Here is a 16803-nt window from a genome sequence, read left to right as displayed (position 1 = left end):
TTAAAAGGAGAAGATGAGTGTGAGAAATCTACCCATTATAGCATTAGATTTTAAATCAGCAGACGAGGTTCATACATTTTTAAATAAGTTTAATGAACCGTTATGCGTCAAAATTGGGATGGAGTTATTTTATCAAACAGGGCCAGCTTTAATTAAATCCATTAAAAAAAGAGGTCATGATATCTTTTTAGATTTAAAATTACATGACATACCTAATACTGTGAGCAAAGCAATGGAAGGCTTAGCACGTTTAGACATTGATTTAGTCAATGTTCATGCTGCCGGTGGTATTAAAATGATGGAAGAAGCTAAAAAAGGGTTAAGAAAACATAATGCTGATATTAAAATCATTGCAGTTACTCAATTAACTTCAACTACTGAAAGACAATTACATGAAGAACAAAATATTCAAACCTCTATAGAGGAGGCAGTTCTAAATTATGCGCGTCTTACTAAAAAAGCTGGATTAGACGGTGTCGTATGTTCTCCTCTTGAGGCTAAGATGATTTCTAAAGAACTAGGTTCTGACTTTTTAAAAGTGACACCAGGTATTCGCCCGAAAGGCGCAGCTCGTAATGATCAACAACGAATTACAACACCTGAGGAAGCTAAAACTTTGGGGTCAACACATATCGTAGTAGGTCGACCTATCACTCAAAGTGAGCATCCAATTGACAGTTATCATAAAATAAAAGAAAGTTGGTTAAGTTAAATGGCTAAAAATATTGCTAAAGCATTATTAGACATAGAGGCAGTTTCATTATCTCCAAATGATTTATTTACTTGGAGCTCAGGAATTAAATCGCCTATTTATTGTGATAATCGAATAACTTTAGGGTACCCTGAAGTGCGTAATGCGATTAGAGATGGGTTAATTCAATTAATTAAAGAACATTTTTCTAACGTTGAAATTATCTCGGGTACGGCCACTGCTGGTATCCCTCATGCAGCTTACATTTCAGAAAAAATGGAATTACCTATGAATTACGTTAGATCAAAAAGTAAAAGCCATGGTAAACAAAACCAAATAGAAGGTGCAAAAAGCGAGAATAAAAATGTCGTTGTAGTCGAGGATTTAATTTCTACTGGAGGTTCTTCGATTACAGCTGTCGAAGCATTGGAAGAAGCGGGAGCTAATGTGCTTGGAGTCGTTGCTATATTCACATATGGTCTTGCAAAAGCAGACGAGACATTTAATAAGGCTCATATTCCGTTTTATACTTTAAGTGATTATAATGAGCTTATAGAAGTTGCGAAAGATGATGGGAAAATCTCTTTAAATGACATCCAAACATTAGTTGATTGGCGAGATAACTTATCGTAATATATGAATGGTGAGGGGGCGTCTAATGGAACAAAACAATGATAATAATCATCTTTATACTTTAATAAAACATTGTAATGAGTTTCTTTATAGACGAGATGATTATAGAATTCCATCTTATTCTCAATCAGACCATTCTAGTAAAGAAAATATTTCAAAAACAATGAATGATGAAGTATTTAAACATTCAATTGAAATTTTTAAACGTGCCAAGAAAAATTTAAATCATTAACTATAAATCGATATTGTAAAAACACTCCAAAAGTGATGAATCAATTAACTTTTGGAGTGTTTTTTATGAATTAACTGCGAAATCATAGTAAATTTTTTATTAAAAAGTCAGAATGAATTGTGGAAATAAGCTGAGAAGAAAAATCACGAGAGTATTCTAATTCATCGTACAATTGTACTTTACCTTCAATGCATATTTGAAATAATGATATTCAAATCAAGAAATTCTACACGCATCATTTACGATAAAACAAAGGTTATAATAATTTCCCAAAATTAACGTATAAACATCTTAGTCATTAGCCATCCTATTAATAGAACTAATGCAAATATTAATAATGGTACACCATAATGTATGAGCATAACAACGCCTCCAATCTTAATCGAACTATCAATCAAATTAAGAATCAAACTATATTAAAGTTCTAATTTTTTACATCCTATATAACTACATTCTACAATGAAAGTATATACATGTTAAAATAATAAGTAAGATTGATTTTTAAATAACAAGAATACGATATAAAAGAAGGAGTAGCATATGGACATACCAAAAATTACGACGTTTTTAATGTTTAATGATGAAGCTGAAGAAGCAATTCAATTATACACAAGTTTATTTGAAGATAGTGAAATTATTACAATGGTGAAGTATGGCGAAGAAGGACCGGGCACGCCTGGCTCAGTGCAACACTCCATCTTTACGTTAAATGGCCAAGTATTTATGGCGATAGATGCAAATAGTGGGGAAGAGTTGCCTATGAATCCGGCAATGTCACTATATGTCACTGTTAAGGATACTATGGAGATGGAACGTTTATTTAATGGTTTGAAAAGTGAGGGTGCCATTTTAATGCCTAAAACAGAAATGCCACCATTTAGAGAGTTTGCATGGGTTCAAGATAAATTTGGCGTGAGTTTTCAACTTGCTTTACCAGAAAACAAATAGATTAAAAAGGACAGCAGAATGTTGAATGATATGTGCATTCAATTCTGCTGTCTTTTTTTATGTTATGATTCTTTCATTTGTTGAATATGATCATAATCAGGTGTTGCAAATAGGGTCTTTTGGTTGTCATATGTCACGAATCCAGGTTTTGCCCCAGAAGGTTTATGAACGTGTCTAATTTCCGTATAATCTACAGGAATTTGAGCTGAACTACCAGCTTTAGAGAAATACCCAGCTAGCATTGCCGCTTCTTTAATCGTTGTTTCGCTTGGACTCTCATTGAGTATGACAACATGAGATCCTGGAATATCTTTTGTATGGAACCATAAATGATTTTTATGTGCCTTTTTATTGGTAAGATAATCATTTTGTTTATTATTTTTACCTACTAATATCGTATCTCCATCAGTAGAATGATACGTTTGAAGTTGAATTTTAGACTGCTTTTTCTTTTTACTCTGTTTTCTTTGCTTCATGAATCCCTGTTCAGCAAGTTCGTCGCGAATATCATCGATATCATCAACGGTAATGTGCTTTAACTGTTGCTCAATATTATCAAAGTAATCAATATTCTCTTTAGTCAGTTTAATCTGATGAGTCAATTCGTGCTCTCGTGTTTTCATACGGTTATATTGTTTATAATAGTATTGAGCGTTAGTTGATGGCGATTTTGTAGGGTTAAGTGGAATCTTTACTTCTTCACCAGTATAGTAATTCAACGCTATAACAGAATCGTCACCTTGTTGAATACGATATATATTAGCTGTAATCAACTCTCCATATAATTGCTGAGTTTCTTTGTTTTTAGCACTTTCATACTCATCGATAAGTTTACTCAATTTATTTTGTTGTTTTTGCAGTTGCTGTTGTACAAATCTGACTAAATCATTTGCACGTTGTTTTACTCTTTCTCTCTCACCACGTGCATCATAAAAGCGATCCAATAGTTCATGAAGTGAATGATACTCAACTATATCATCATAGAATTGATTAAGTTTCATGAAATAGAAATCCTCTTTACCTGTTTCATGATTTTTATGAAAGACAGGAATAGATGCCGATTTGGTTTCGGCCATGACTTCATCAAAAGCATCAGGTAATGTTTCTTGAGTCATAAATTGACGACGATTCACAATTTCATTAGCGATTAGTGGACTAAAGCCCTCACATATATTAAGTAATTGCTTGGCAATCTTTCCAGCATTAAAGTCAATATATTTTAATACCTCTTGCCCTGTTAATTCATAAGGATTGATTTTATTTTGATTTGGTGGTGTTTCATATTTGAAGCCAGGCATAACGGTTCTGTACTGATTTGTGTTAGGAGTTAGATGTTTAAAACCTTCGATGATTTTACGTTGATCATCGACAAGGATAAGGTTACTATGTTTACCCATTATTTCCAATATAATAGTTCTATATATTGTATCACCAATTTCATCTTTACTTTCGATATCAATCTCTATACGTCTATCGTTACCAACCTGTCGAATTGCTTTTATGAAGCCTCCCTCAAGGTGTTTACGGAAAACTCTTGCAAACATTGGTGGTGTAAATGGATTGTCGTATTTCTTAGTAGTTAATTGTAAACGAGAGAAACTAGGATGAATCGATAGAAGTAGTTGATGATTTTTACGATTTTGTCTAACTACAATAATTATTGTGTCATTTTCTGGTTGATTTATTTTATGAATTCGGCCTGAGACTAAACCCTGTAATGATTCAATCATTTTTTTAGTAAATAAGCCATCATATGCCATAATTATCTGCCACCTTATACTTTTTCATTCATCATATTGTAACATGCGTAAAGTGAGAGGTCATGATTAAAGACTGTAAATTATTTTAAAGTTGAATATTCTTAATTTTTAAAGCAATTTATAAAGGTGAAATGAAGTGCATAAAAATTTTAAAAATATGACGAAATAAGATGAATTTGACTCTATAACAAAGTACGGCTATACATATATCGTAGCAATATGATATTATATTTAAATAATAGAAGAATAGCTTAGAGAGGTCGTAAGGCATGGATAAGGAAAAAGGACTGTTAATTGTTCTTTCAGGCCCTTCAGGTGTTGGAAAGGGAACTGTTAGAAAAAAGATATTTGAAGACCCAACTACTTCATATAAGTATTCTATATCAATGACAACACGTCATATGCGTGAAGGTGAAATTGATGGTGTAGATTACTTCTTCAAAACAAAGGAAGAATTTGAGGCGTTAATTAAAGATGACCAGTTTATTGAGTATGCACAATATGTAGGTAATTATTATGGTACACCTGTACAATATGTAAAGGATACTATGGAAGAAGGTCATGACGTCTTTTTAGAAATCGAAGTTGAAGGTGCTAAGCAAGTAAGAAAGAAATTTCCAGATGCTTTGTTCATATTTTTAGCGCCTCCAAGTTTAGATGACTTGAGAGAACGTCTTGTTGGTAGAGGAACTGAATCAGATGAAAAGATTCAAAGCCGTGTGAACGAGGCGCGAAAAGAAGTAGAAATGATGAATTTATACGACTACGTTGTAGTTAACGACGAGGTTGAACTCGCTAAGAATCGAATTCAGTCAATTGTTGAAGCTGAGCATTTAAAAAGAGAGCGAATCGAAGCTAAATATAGAAAAATGTTACTGGAGGTCAAAAAATAATGTTAAATCCACCGTTAAACCAACTTACTGCAAAGGTGAATTCAAAATATCTTATTGCCACTACGGCGGCTAAAAGAGCACGTGAATTAGATGAAAGACGCGAAACAGCGCTTTTAGATAAGTACCAATCAGCTAAACCTGTTGGAAAAGCTTTAGAAGAAATTGCTGATGGTAAAATAGAACCTGTTGTACCGAAAGAATATTTAGGATAAAGTTTTATTTATATTGGTAGAGCCTGGGACATAAAAATTGTCCTAGGTTTTTTAATTACTAGTAACATACAAAATAGTTGAATAGCGCTTAAAACAAGCTTGAAATCTGACTAAAATTCTTTGTCCAACTTGAAAGTTACATTTAGTAATAGTCACTTTTTTAATTTAATGATTAATTTGTGTATAATAATTATAAATATGTCGTCAATGAATCTGAAACATAAATGACTAGTTTTAGCCATTAAATCTCTTCGCAGTAGATTGACTACCCTGAAAATATACTTAAAATAAAACGTGTCAGGGTCTGAGTTTCTGTTATGAAAATTTTGTTAGATTCTCTATTTAAGGTCATATTGCGACAGGGTGGGATAATGAATTTATTATGAATTCTATTCCGCTCTCTTTTTACGAAGGATGCGCTTTTGCATAGCCAAAGTTGCCTTTAAATTTGATAATTAATAGATAACACATAACTAAATTATTCCGTTCCATTTCTAATTTAGGCGTATCGATAAAGTATTAAAGGAGAATATAAATAATGAAACATATTTTATTAGCTGTTACAGGCGGTATCGCAGCATATAAAGCAATTGATTTAACAAGTAAATTAATACAATCCGGCTATGAAGTAAGAGTTATGCTATCTGATCATGCTCAAGAGTTTGTTACTCCACTAGCTTTTCAAGCAATCAGTAGAAATCCTGTTTACACAAATACATTTAAAGAAGAAAATCCTGAAGAGATTCAACATGTATCATTAGGAGACTGGGCAGATGCGATTATAGTCGCGCCAGCAACTGCTAATACTATCGCAAAATTAAGTGTTGGAATTGCTGATGATTTAATTACTTCTACATTACTTGCTACAACAACACCAAAATTCGTTGCACCCGCAATGAATGTAAATATGTATAACAATCCGCGTACTAAGCATAATATGAAAGTGCTAAGTCAAGACGGATATTATTTTATTGAACCTGGTAGTGGCTATTTAGCATGCGGTTATGTAGCAAAAGGGCGAATGGAAGAACCCATGCAAATCCTATCTGTTATTAATAAATTTTTTACTCAACAGGAGAATGTTGTAAAAAGCTCTTTTTCCGGAAAGCACGCATTAGTTACCGCTGGACCTACAGTTGAAGTTATTGATCCAGTTCGATACGTATCAAATCGTTCATCAGGAAAAATGGGATATGCTATAGCTGAAGCATTACGAGATAAGGGGGCAATCGTAACTTTAATTAGTGGTCCTACCCACTTATCTCTACCTGAAGGGATTAATGTTGTTAAAGTTGAGAGTGCAGAGGATATGTTTCAAGCTGTAACCGAACGCTTTGCGAAACAAGATATAGTGATTAAAGCAGCGGCGGTGTCTGACTATACACCAATGGACATACTTGAACATAAATTAAAAAAACAAGAAGGAGGATTATCTGTTCAATTTAAGCGTACTAAGGATATTTTAAAATACTTAGGAGAAAATAAAACGCACCAATATCTTGTTGGTTTTGCTGCTGAAACACAAAATATTGAACAGTATGCTCTAGACAAACTCAAAAGAAAAAATGCAGATGTTATCATTTCGAACAATGTAGGTGATACATCAATAGGCTTTAGTTCAGATGACAATGAATTAACTATGCATTTTAAAAATAATGAAAAAGTAAATATTAAGAAAGGGAAAAAATCAGCTTTAGCACATCAAATTATAGAAATTTTAGAAACTAGGTGGCAGTAATGATTGCAAAAGTAATTGTTGATATTCCGTCGAAAAGTGTCGATTTTAAATTTGATTATATTGTTCCTAAAAATTTAGAACGTGTGATTCAAATAGGCGTTCGTGTTGTGGTACCTTTTGGTCCTAGAACTATACAAGGATACGTCATGAATATTCAACAAGAACCAGATGGAAATATGGATATATCAAAACTAAAAGAAATAAAAGAAGTGCGTGATATTAAACCTGAATTAACATCCGAACTGATTCAATTAAGCGAATGGATGAGCCATTATCATGTGATGAAACGTATTTCTGTTTTAGAAGCGATGTTGCCAAGTGCCATTAAAGCAAAGTATAAGAAAGCTTTTTCAATCATCGATACAAAAAATATATCTTCAAAAACCAGAGCGCTATTTAACAATGACGGTTATTACTTATATAAAGAAGCTCAGCAAAACAATGATTTAGAAGAAATGTTGACTTTGTTAAATCAAGGATTGATTGAAGAGATCACGATACTTTCTCAAAACACAAAAAAGAAAACTCAAAAAGCTGTTGGCGTAGTTAATACGTTGAATGGTGATGAAGTACTTGCAAAACTCGAGAAATATACAAAACAATATGATTTGTATGCATTTTTATTAGAAGAGTCTCATCGAACAGTGTTTTTAAAAGAAATCAATGATATGGGTTTCTCTCACTCGAGTTTAGATTCTTTAATCAAAAAAGGTTATATTGAAAAATATACCGCCGAGGTTTTTAGAGATCCTTATGCAAATCGTATATTTGAACAAGAACAAAAGAGGATATTAACTAAAGAACAGCAAGATGCATTTGAAGCTATTAAACATTATATTCATGATGAAAAAGAAAGAACATTTTTATTACACGGAGTCACAGGTTCAGGTAAAACCGAAGTCTATCTTCAAACAATAGAGGAAGTTCTTAATAAAGGTAAAGAAGCCATGATGTTAGTGCCGGAAATCGCCTTAACACCTCAGATGGTGCTAAGATTTAAACGTCGATTTGGAGATGATGTAGCGGTATTACATTCCGGACTTTCAAAAGGTGAACGTTATGATGAGTGGCAAAAAATTAGAGACGGTCGAGCTCGAGTGAGTGTAGGTGCTCGTTCAAGTATTTTCGCACCGTTTAAAAATTTAGGCATCATTATTATTGATGAAGAACATGAATCTACATATAAACAAGAAGATTATCCCAGATATCATGCGCGTGATATTGCACAATGGAGAAGTCAATTTCATCATTGTCCTGTCGTTTTAGGTAGCGCAACACCTAGCCTTGAATCATATGCTAGAGCAGAAAAAAATGTTTATGAATTGTTGTCATTGCCACATAGAGTCAATCAACAAGCGTTACCGCATATTGATATTATAGATATGAGAGAAGAATTGAGTGAAGGTAACCGTTCCATGTTTTCTATAGCACTAAGACAAGCGATACAAGAACGGTTGGATAAAAAAGAACAAATAGTACTATTCTTAAATAGAAGGGGATATGCTTCATTTATGTTATGCAGAGATTGTGGATACGTTCCCCAATGTCCCCATTGTGATATTTCGTTAACATATCATAAAACAACCGATCAATTAAAATGTCATTACTGTGGTTATCAAGAAAATCCACCTTCTCGATGTCCAAATTGTGAAAGTGATCATATCAGACAAGTCGGAACTGGAACGCAACGTGTAGAAGAATTATTACAACAAGAATTCCCTCAAGCTCGTATTATAAGGATGGATGTTGATACAACTTCAAGAAAAGGTGCACATGAGAAATTGTTAAATGACTTTGAAGCAGGAAAAGGAGATATCTTATTAGGTACGCAAATGATTGCTAAAGGTTTGGATTATCCTAACATTACTCTAGTTGGTGTGCTCAATGCTGACACTATGTTAAATTTACCTGACTTTCGTGCCAGTGAACGAACATACCAACTTTTAACTCAGGTATCTGGACGCGCAGGTCGTCATGAAAAAGAAGGACAAGTTATCATACAAACGTACAATCCTGATCATTATTCAATAAAGGATGTGAAATTAAACGATTATCTTTCTTTTTATCAAAAAGAAATGAATTATCGAAAATTAGGAAAATATCCACCTTACTATTTTTTGATTAACTTTACCATTTCACATACAGATATAAAAAAGGTCATGGTGGCTTCTAAGCATATTCATCAAATTTTAGTGCAGCACTTAAGTGAAAAAGCATTCGTGCTAGGTCCTTCACCAGCAGCACTAGCAAGAATTAATAATGAATATCGTTTTCAAATACTAGTAAAATATAAGAGTGAGCCTCAATTACATCAAGCGTTACAATATTTAGATGATTATTATCATGATCAATATGTAAAGGATAAACTATCATTAAAAATTGATATTAATCCACAAATGATGATGTGAATGAAGTGTCAAACATCAAAAAGCCTCAAAATCCATCACTTTAGATGTTTTTTGAGGCTGTTCTTATAAATCAAACTAAGTGCACCATATGGATATTCAATTGATTTACATTCTGACATTCCCGTTAGCATCGGCAGGTTTGAATAATGTTAAAACTGCACTAATAATTGCTAACACATGCGGGATAGCAGTCCAACAAAATAGAATATGCAATAATCCTTGAATTGGTTTGCCAGCATAAAATTTATGGATGCCAAAACTACCAAGAAAGACTGCTAATAAAATATAAATGACTTTATTAACTTCCATTTATATCAACTCCTTTAGCATAATGCTTTATATATCTTACATTTCTTATTTTATAATTTAATCAAAATTAAGCAATTGTTTTACTTTATAACTTTGATATTTCATTCTAAAGTATGAGGTGAACGAAGAGGAGATAAAGATATAAGCTTACTTTGAAAGGTCGCAATTTCATACTAAGTAAGTTATAATGATATGATGAATTTTAATGAGGAGCCTAAGTGATGACTGTAAAGAAATTAGTAAAATCAACACATCCTATTTTGAATAAAACGATTCAACCTGTAAGCACGTATGATCAAAAACTAAAAGTGTTATTGGAAGATTTGGAAGATACATTATATCATGAGGAAGCCGCTGCAATTAGTGCACCTCAAATTGGAGTAGATCAAAGTGTTGCACTCATCGATATGGAACAAGAAGGGTTATTACAACTTATTAATCCTGTCGTTAAAAGTCAATCTCAAGAGACTGTTTCTGACTTAGAAGGCTCAATCAGTTTACCTCATATATATGGAGAAGTTAAACGTAGCAAAATGATCACTGTACAAAGCTATGATATCAATGGAAATGCAGTTGAATTAACTGCATATGATGATATCGCACGCATGATTTTACATATGATTGATCATCTTAATGGAATTCAATTTACCAAAAGAGCACATCATATATTAAATGAAACTGAAGTGGAGGCGTATTTTGACAATGAGTAAAATCATTTTTATGGGAACACCTGATTTTTCAACGAAAGTTTTAGAGATGTTAATTGCTGAGCATGAAGTTATCGCTGTAGTGACACAACCTGATAGACCAGTAGGACGTAAGAAAGTGATGACACCACCACCAGTAAAAAGAGTAGCTACAAAGCATCAAATACCGGTATACCAGCCTGAAAAACTTAAAGATTCTCAAGAATTAGACGTGTTACTTTCTTTAGAATCAGATTTAATAGTAACGGCTGCGTTCGGTCAACTATTACCAGAGTCCTTACTCAATGCACCTAAATTAGGAGCTATTAACGTCCATGCATCATTGTTACCTAAGTATAGAGGAGGAGCACCTATACATCAGGCTATCATTGATGGTGAGGAAGAAACTGGAATCACGATTATGTATATGGTTAAAAAACTTGATGCAGGTAATATCATCTCGCAACAATCAATTCGTATTGAAGAAGAAGATAATGTTGGTACAATGCATGATAAATTAAGCTTTTTAGGTGCCGAATTATTAAAGAAGACACTTCCTAGTATCATTGATAATACCAATGACAGCATCCCCCAAGATGATGCACTTGCAACATTTGCATCTAATATTCGTCGTGAAGACGAGAGAATTGATTGGAATATGAGTGCACAAGCAATTCATAACCATATTAGAGGACTATCTCCTTGGCCAGTAGCTTATACAACTATGAACGAAAAGAATCTCAAATTATTTAGCGCTTTCATTGTGAAAGGGAAAAAAGGTAATCCAGGAACAATTATTGAAGCTACTAAGCATGAACTCATCATAGCTACTGGTTCTGATGATGCGATCGCACTTACTGAGATTCAACCTGCAGGAAAAAAACGCATGAAAGTTACTGATTATTTAAGTGGTGTACAAGAGTCGTTAGTTGGGAAAGTTCTATTATGATGAAATCAGTGCGAACATATGCATTAGAAACAATCAATGACGTCTTAAATAAAGGTGCTTATAGTAATTTAAAAATTAATGAGGTTCTATCTACAAATAACATTAATACAGTAGATAAAAATTTGTTCACAGAATTAGTATATGGAACACTAAAAAGAAAATACACGTTAGATTATCTACTTAAGCCTTTTATCAAAACTAAAATCAAATCATGGGTACGACAATTACTGTGGATGAGTTTATATCAATATTTATATTTAGATAAAATACCTAACCATGCTATTATTCATGAAGCGGTAGATATAGCAAAGAAACGCGGTGGCTATCACACAGGGAATATAGTCAATGGTATATTACGAACAGTAATGCGCACTGAATTACCAAGCTTTGAAGATATAGATGATACTAAAAAAAGAATTGCAATTCAATACAGTCTTCCCAAATGGATTGTTGATCATTGGGTGACGCATTTTGGAATAGAAAAAACTGAAAACATTGCACAATCTTTTTTAGAGCCTGTAGCTACAACCGTGCGTGCCAATATATCTCGTGGTTCTATTGATTCAATTATCTCTAAGTTAGAACAGGAAGGTTACCATGTTAAAAAAGACGATATGTTACCATTTTGTCTTCATATATCAGGCTTGCCTGTGGTTAATTCAAACGCTTTTAAAGAAGGTTATATCTCTATTCAAGATAAAAGTTCAATGATGGTAGCTTATGTAATGAACCTAGGGCGTGATGACAAAGTTTTAGATGCGTGTAGCGCACCTGGTGGTAAAGCTTGTCATATGGCAGAAATTCTGTCACCAGAAGGTCACATCGATGCAACAGATATTCATGAACATAAAATAAATCTTATTAAACAAAATATTAAAAAATTGAAATTGAATAATATCAAGGCTTTTCAACATGATGCCACAGAAGTATACGATAAAATGTATGATAAGATTCTTGTTGATGCACCGTGTAGTGGTTTAGGTGTTCTTAGACACAAACCTGAAATTAAATATAGTCAATCACAAAATAGTATTAAGTCTTTAGTAGAATTACAATTACAAATTTTAGAAAATGTTAAAGATAATATTAAACCTGGTGGTACAATAGTGTATTCAACATGTACAATAGAACAAATGGAAAACGAAAATGTCATCTATACTTTTTTAAAGAGACATAAAGATTTTGAATTTGAACCAATCCAAAATCCAGTAACTGGTGAACAAGTTAAAACGTTACAGATACTTCCACAAGATTTTAATTCTGATGGATTCTTTATTAGCAAGATAAAAAGAAAGGAAAGTTAGAAATGATAACTGCAGAAAAAAAGAAGAAAAACAAATTCTTGCCTAATTTCGAAAAACAATCAATCTACTCCTTAAGGTATGACGAGATGCAACAATGGCTTATTGATCATGGACAACAAAAATTTAGAGCAAAACAAATTTTTGAATGGTTATACCAAAAGCGTGTAAATACTATTGATGAAATGACTAACCTGTCTAAAGAGTTACGTCAAATTCTTAAAGATCATTTTGCAATGACGACATTGACCACTGTTGTTAAACAAGAAAGCAAAGATGGAACAATCAAGTTTTTATTTGAATTACAAGATGGTTATACTATTGAAACTGTTTTAATGAGACATGAATATGGAAATTCTGTCTGTGTTACAACACAAGTAGGATGTAGAATTGGTTGTACGTTTTGTGCTTCTACTTTGGGCGGATTAAAGCGTAATTTAGAAGCAGGAGAGATTGTCTCCCAAGTATTAACTGTACAAAAGGCACTAGACGAAACGAATGAGCGTGTATCACAAATTGTCATTATGGGCATAGGTGAACCTTTCGAGAATTACGATGAAATGATGGATTTCTTAAGAATTGTTAATGATGATAACAGTTTAAATATTGGTGCACGTCATATTACTGTATCTACATCAGGAATTATTCCAAGAATTTATGATTTTGCCGAAGAAGATATACAAATAAATTTTGCTGTGAGTCTTCATGGCGCTAAAGACGAAATAAGATCAAGATTAATGCCTATCAATCGTGCTTATAATGTTGATAAGTTAATGGAAGCTATTCGTTATTATCAAGAAAAGACAAATCGCCGTGTTACTTTTGAATATGGATTATTTGGTGGTGTTAATGACCAACTTGAACATGCGAGGGATTTGGCACATTTAATTAAGGATCTCAATTGCCACGTTAATTTAATACCAGTTAACCATGTCCCTGAAAGAAATTATGTAAAGACACCAAAAGATGATATTTTTAAATTCGAGAAGGAATTAAAGAGATTAGGAATTAATGCTACAATTAGACGTGAGCAAGGGTCAGATATTGATGCTGCATGTGGACAATTAAGAGCGAAGGAACGACAAGTAGAAACGAGGTAAAGACATATGTTAAACGCACAATTTTTCACTGATACTGGGCAACATCGTGAGAAAAACGAGGACGCTGGCGGTATATTTTACAATCAAACACAGCAACAAATGCTAGTATTATGCGATGGCATGGGTGGACATCAAGCTGGAGAAATAGCTAGTCAGTTTGTCACTTATGAACTTCAAAAGCGTTTTGAAGAAGAAAATCTAATTGAAATAAATCGTGCTGAATCGTGGTTGCGTTCGAACATTAAAGAAATCAATTTTCAGCTGTACAACTATGCTCAAGAAAATGAAGAGTACAGAGGTATGGGTACAACGCTCGTTTGTGCCATCATTTATGATAAACAAGTTGTTGTAGCAAATGTAGGAGATTCGCGCGCTTATGTAATTAATCAGAGACAGATGGATCAAATTACGAGCGACCATTCATTTGTTAATCACTTAGTAATGACGGGGCAAATTACTAAAGATGAAGCATTTCATCATCCACAACGTAATATTATTACTAAAGTCATGGGAACAGATAAACGTGTTTCTCCAGATTTGTTTATCAAGAGAACTCATTTTTATGATTATCTTCTTTTGAACTCTGACGGACTTACTGATTATGTCAGAGATTATGAAATCCAAGAATTACTAAGTTCAAATAGTTCATTAGACGTACATGGTAATGAGTTATTGGACTTAGCGCTTGCTCATGATTCAAAAGATAATGTCAGCTTTATCCTTTTAAAGTTAGAAGGTGATAAAGTATGATAGGTAAAGTCATAAATGAACGCTATACTATAACCGATAAACTCGGTGGTGGTGGGATGAGTATTGTCTACTTAGCTGAAGATTCAATACTTAACAGAAAAGTTGCTATTAAAGCGATTTCGATTCCTCCAAGTGAAAAAGAAGAGACATTTAAACGTTTTGAAAGAGAAGTACATAATTCTTCTCAACTTTCTCATGAGAATATAGTCAGTATGATTGATGTAGATGAGGAAGATGATTGTTTTTATATTGTTATGGAATACATAGAAGGTCCTACTTTAGCGGAATATATACACAGTCATGGTCCACTTAGTGTAGAAACTGCTATTCAGTTTACAGAACAAATTTTGAGTGGAATCAAACATGCGCATGACATGAGAATTGTTCATCGAGATATTAAACCACAGAATATATTAATTGATAAGAATAAAAAATTACAAATTTTTGATTTTGGTATTGCTAAAGCATTGAGTGAAACGTCGCTGACTCAAACGAATCATGTTCTAGGAACCGTTCAATATTTATCACCTGAACAGGCTAAAGGCGAAGCTACTGATGAAAGTACTGACATATATTCAATTGGTATTGTATTATATGAGATGTTAGTTGGAGAGCCACCATTCAATGGAGAGACTGCAGTGAGTATTGCTATAAAGCATATTCAAGATAGCATCCCAAATATTACAACGGATAAAAGAGATGATGTACCTCAATCATTGAGTAATGTCCTTTTACGTGCAACAGAGAAAGATAAATATCATCGCTATCATACTGTTCAAGAAATGTGTGACGATTTAACAAGTGCGTTACATGAGAATCGTTTGAATGAAGAAAAATACGAACTAGATAAAACTAAAACTGTACCACTCACTAAAGATGATTTGAATCATAAAATCTATGATGAACAAAATCAAAATGACCTTAATAAAACCATGCAAATACCTATTGTTAATGATTCAATAAAACAACAAGAATTTCAATCGTCTGAACCACGTTATTATCAAAAAAGCGACAAAAAACGTTCTAAAATGAAAATTGCAATTTTATCAATCATTTTTGTAATATTATTAATTGGTTTATTTTCTTTTGTAGCTATGGCTGTTTTTGGAAATAAATATGAAGAAATGCCTGATCTTAAAGGGAAAACTGAAAAACAAGCTGAAAAGGTATTAGATAGTCATCACCTAAAAGTAGGTGACATATCAAGAAATTATAGTGATAAATATCCTGAAAACCAAATTATTAAAACAAATCCAGATAGTGGAGAACGCGTCGAACAAGGGGATAGAGTTGATATCGTTCTATCCAAAGGACCAGAGAAGGTTAAGATGCCAAATGTTTTAGGTATGTCGAAAAATGATGCGCTAAAAAAATTAAAGGCTATCGGATTTAAAGATATTCACGTTGAGCAAGCTTATAGTCAAACATATGAAAAAGGATTAATTTCTGAACAAAGTGTTGTAGCTAATAGTGAAGTTTCCGTTAATAATCATCATATTACAATTTATGAATCATTAGGTGTTCGACAAGTATATGTCAACAATTATGAAAATAAGTCATATGAGTCAGCAAAAAAAGAACTTGAAGATAAAGGATTTAAAGTTCAAGTGACAAAAGAAAACAACGATGATGTCGAAAAAGGTAATGTCATTTCTCAATCTCCAAAGGATAAAACTGTTGATGAAGGTTCTACTATACTATTAGTAGTTTCTAAAGGAGAAAAGTCTGATGAAGATGATGAGGAGGACAAGGATACAACGACTAAAAATGAGACTGTTAAAGTACCGTATACCGGTAAAAAAAATAAAAGTCAAAAAGTAGAAGTATTTATTCGTGATATTGATAACAAAGGTGATTCAGCAGTTCAAACGTTTAATATTAAAAGTGATAAGACAATTAATATTCCTTTAAAAATTAAAAAAGGAAGTGACGCTGGCTACACCATAAGAGTTGATAATAAAATTGTAGCTGATAAAGATGTGAGCTATGATGGCTAAATGAGTAACAACTAATGGGAAGTAGATAATAAATTTGTAGTGTAACTTTTCAATGATGATTATAATAGAGATAATTTTGAATGATTATCTAATTAAAATGAAAAAATTCTTAAAAAAGATGAAGAGTCTGTACATATGAATACATATGTTGCAGGCTCGTTTTATTAATGTGAGACAATTTGTCTTTAAAAATTTA

General features: G+C 32.8%; 16 protein-coding genes. 14 read left to right on the top strand and 2 right to left on the bottom strand.

Annotated elements, in window-relative coordinates; genetic code table 11:
* Positions 1–19 precede the first annotated feature (19 nt).
* The 4 genes from pyrF (at position 20) to ACVBFA_RS10315 (ending at position 2504) form a co-directional block, all read left to right on the top strand.
* Entirely contained in the window at positions 20–712 is a 693-nt protein-coding gene (gene pyrF, locus ACVBFA_RS10330; protein WP_002457397.1) for an orotidine-5'-phosphate decarboxylase, read from the top strand.
* Positions 713–1324, top strand: coding sequence for an orotate phosphoribosyltransferase (pyrE, locus tag ACVBFA_RS10325; RefSeq protein WP_002446247.1), 612 nt, complete (start codon positions 713–715; stop codon positions 1322–1324).
* Between the two features lie 25 nt (positions 1325–1349).
* Positions 1350–1556 (top strand): hypothetical protein, encoded by a 207-nt coding sequence (locus tag ACVBFA_RS10320; protein ID WP_002475937.1) that lies wholly within the window; start codon positions 1350–1352, stop codon positions 1554–1556.
* 540 nt (positions 1557–2096) lie between these two features.
* Positions 2097–2504 carry a VOC family protein gene (locus ACVBFA_RS10315; protein WP_002446249.1) on the top strand — a complete coding sequence of 136 codons (408 nt, stop codon included), beginning with the start codon at positions 2097–2099 and terminating at the stop codon, positions 2502–2504.
* Between the two features lie 62 nt (positions 2505–2566).
* Here ACVBFA_RS10315 and ACVBFA_RS10310 read toward each other — a convergent pair whose 3' ends face one another.
* Complete coding sequence (locus ACVBFA_RS10310; protein ID WP_002446250.1) at positions 2567–4264, bottom strand: Rqc2 family fibronectin-binding protein; 1698 nt, start codon at positions 4262–4264, stop codon at positions 2567–2569.
* A 269-nt stretch (positions 4265–4533) separates the two neighbouring features.
* Here ACVBFA_RS10310 and gmk point away from each other — a divergent pair, with 269 nt between their 5' ends.
* From gmk to priA, 4 genes are all read left to right on the top strand, one after another.
* Positions 4534–5157, top strand: a complete 624-nt coding sequence (gene gmk, locus ACVBFA_RS10305) for a guanylate kinase (protein WP_002446251.1) — start codon at positions 4534–4536, stop codon at positions 5155–5157.
* Positions 5157–5369, top strand: coding sequence for a DNA-directed RNA polymerase subunit omega (rpoZ, locus tag ACVBFA_RS10300; RefSeq protein ID WP_002491402.1), 213 nt, complete (start codon positions 5157–5159; stop codon positions 5367–5369). The genes gmk and rpoZ overlap by 1 nt, the downstream gene beginning before the upstream one ends.
* Before the next feature lie 538 nt (positions 5370–5907).
* Positions 5908–7107 carry a bifunctional phosphopantothenoylcysteine decarboxylase/phosphopantothenate--cysteine ligase CoaBC gene (coaBC, locus tag ACVBFA_RS10295; protein ID WP_126122462.1) on the top strand — a complete coding sequence of 400 codons (1200 nt, stop codon included), beginning with the start codon at positions 5908–5910 and terminating at the stop codon, positions 7105–7107.
* Complete coding sequence (gene priA / locus ACVBFA_RS10290; protein ID WP_002446254.1) at positions 7107–9515, top strand: primosomal protein N'; 2409 nt, start codon at positions 7107–7109, stop codon at positions 9513–9515. The genes coaBC and priA overlap by 1 nt, the downstream gene beginning before the upstream one ends.
* 105 nt (positions 9516–9620) lie before the next feature.
* On the opposite strand, the gene ACVBFA_RS10285 is transcribed toward priA, so the two are convergent.
* Positions 9621–9824 carry a TM2 domain-containing protein gene (locus ACVBFA_RS10285; protein ID WP_001830141.1) on the bottom strand — a complete coding sequence of 68 codons (204 nt, stop codon included), beginning with the start codon at positions 9822–9824 and terminating at the stop codon, positions 9621–9623.
* 221 nt (positions 9825–10045) lie between these two features.
* Here ACVBFA_RS10285 and ACVBFA_RS10280 point away from each other — a divergent pair, with 221 nt between their 5' ends.
* The 6 genes from ACVBFA_RS10280 to pknB are packed head-to-tail and all read left to right on the top strand — an operon-like array spanning position 10046 to position 16607.
* Positions 10046–10534: a peptide deformylase gene (locus ACVBFA_RS10280; RefSeq protein WP_001830064.1), complete on the top strand. Its 489-nt coding sequence runs from the start codon at positions 10046–10048 to the stop codon at positions 10532–10534.
* Positions 10527–11459: a methionyl-tRNA formyltransferase gene (gene fmt, locus ACVBFA_RS10275; RefSeq protein ID WP_002446256.1), complete on the top strand. Its 933-nt coding sequence runs from the start codon at positions 10527–10529 to the stop codon at positions 11457–11459. Before ACVBFA_RS10280 ends, fmt begins: the two co-directional genes overlap by 8 nt.
* Entirely contained in the window at positions 11456–12763 is a 1308-nt protein-coding gene (gene rsmB, locus ACVBFA_RS10270) for a 16S rRNA (cytosine(967)-C(5))-methyltransferase RsmB (protein ID WP_126122461.1), read from the top strand. The genes fmt and rsmB overlap by 4 nt, the downstream gene beginning before the upstream one ends.
* 2 nt (positions 12764–12765) lie before the next feature.
* Positions 12766–13860: a 23S rRNA (adenine(2503)-C(2))-methyltransferase RlmN gene (gene rlmN / locus ACVBFA_RS10265; protein WP_002446258.1), complete on the top strand. Its 1095-nt coding sequence runs from the start codon at positions 12766–12768 to the stop codon at positions 13858–13860.
* Between the two features lie 6 nt (positions 13861–13866).
* Positions 13867–14610, top strand: coding sequence for a Stp1/IreP family PP2C-type Ser/Thr phosphatase (locus ACVBFA_RS10260; protein WP_002446259.1), 744 nt, complete (start codon positions 13867–13869; stop codon positions 14608–14610).
* The gene (gene pknB / locus ACVBFA_RS10255; RefSeq protein WP_447158822.1) at positions 14607–16607 is read left to right on the top strand and encodes a Stk1 family PASTA domain-containing Ser/Thr kinase; all 2001 of its coding nucleotides are present in this window, start codon (positions 14607–14609) and stop codon (positions 16605–16607) included. The genes ACVBFA_RS10260 and pknB overlap by 4 nt, the downstream gene beginning before the upstream one ends.
* Positions 16608–16803: the final 196 nt, after the last annotated feature.

This window comes from Staphylococcus sp. MSU001 (genome assembly GCF_052976705.1).
This window is presented reverse-complemented; position numbering and strand designations above follow the sequence as displayed.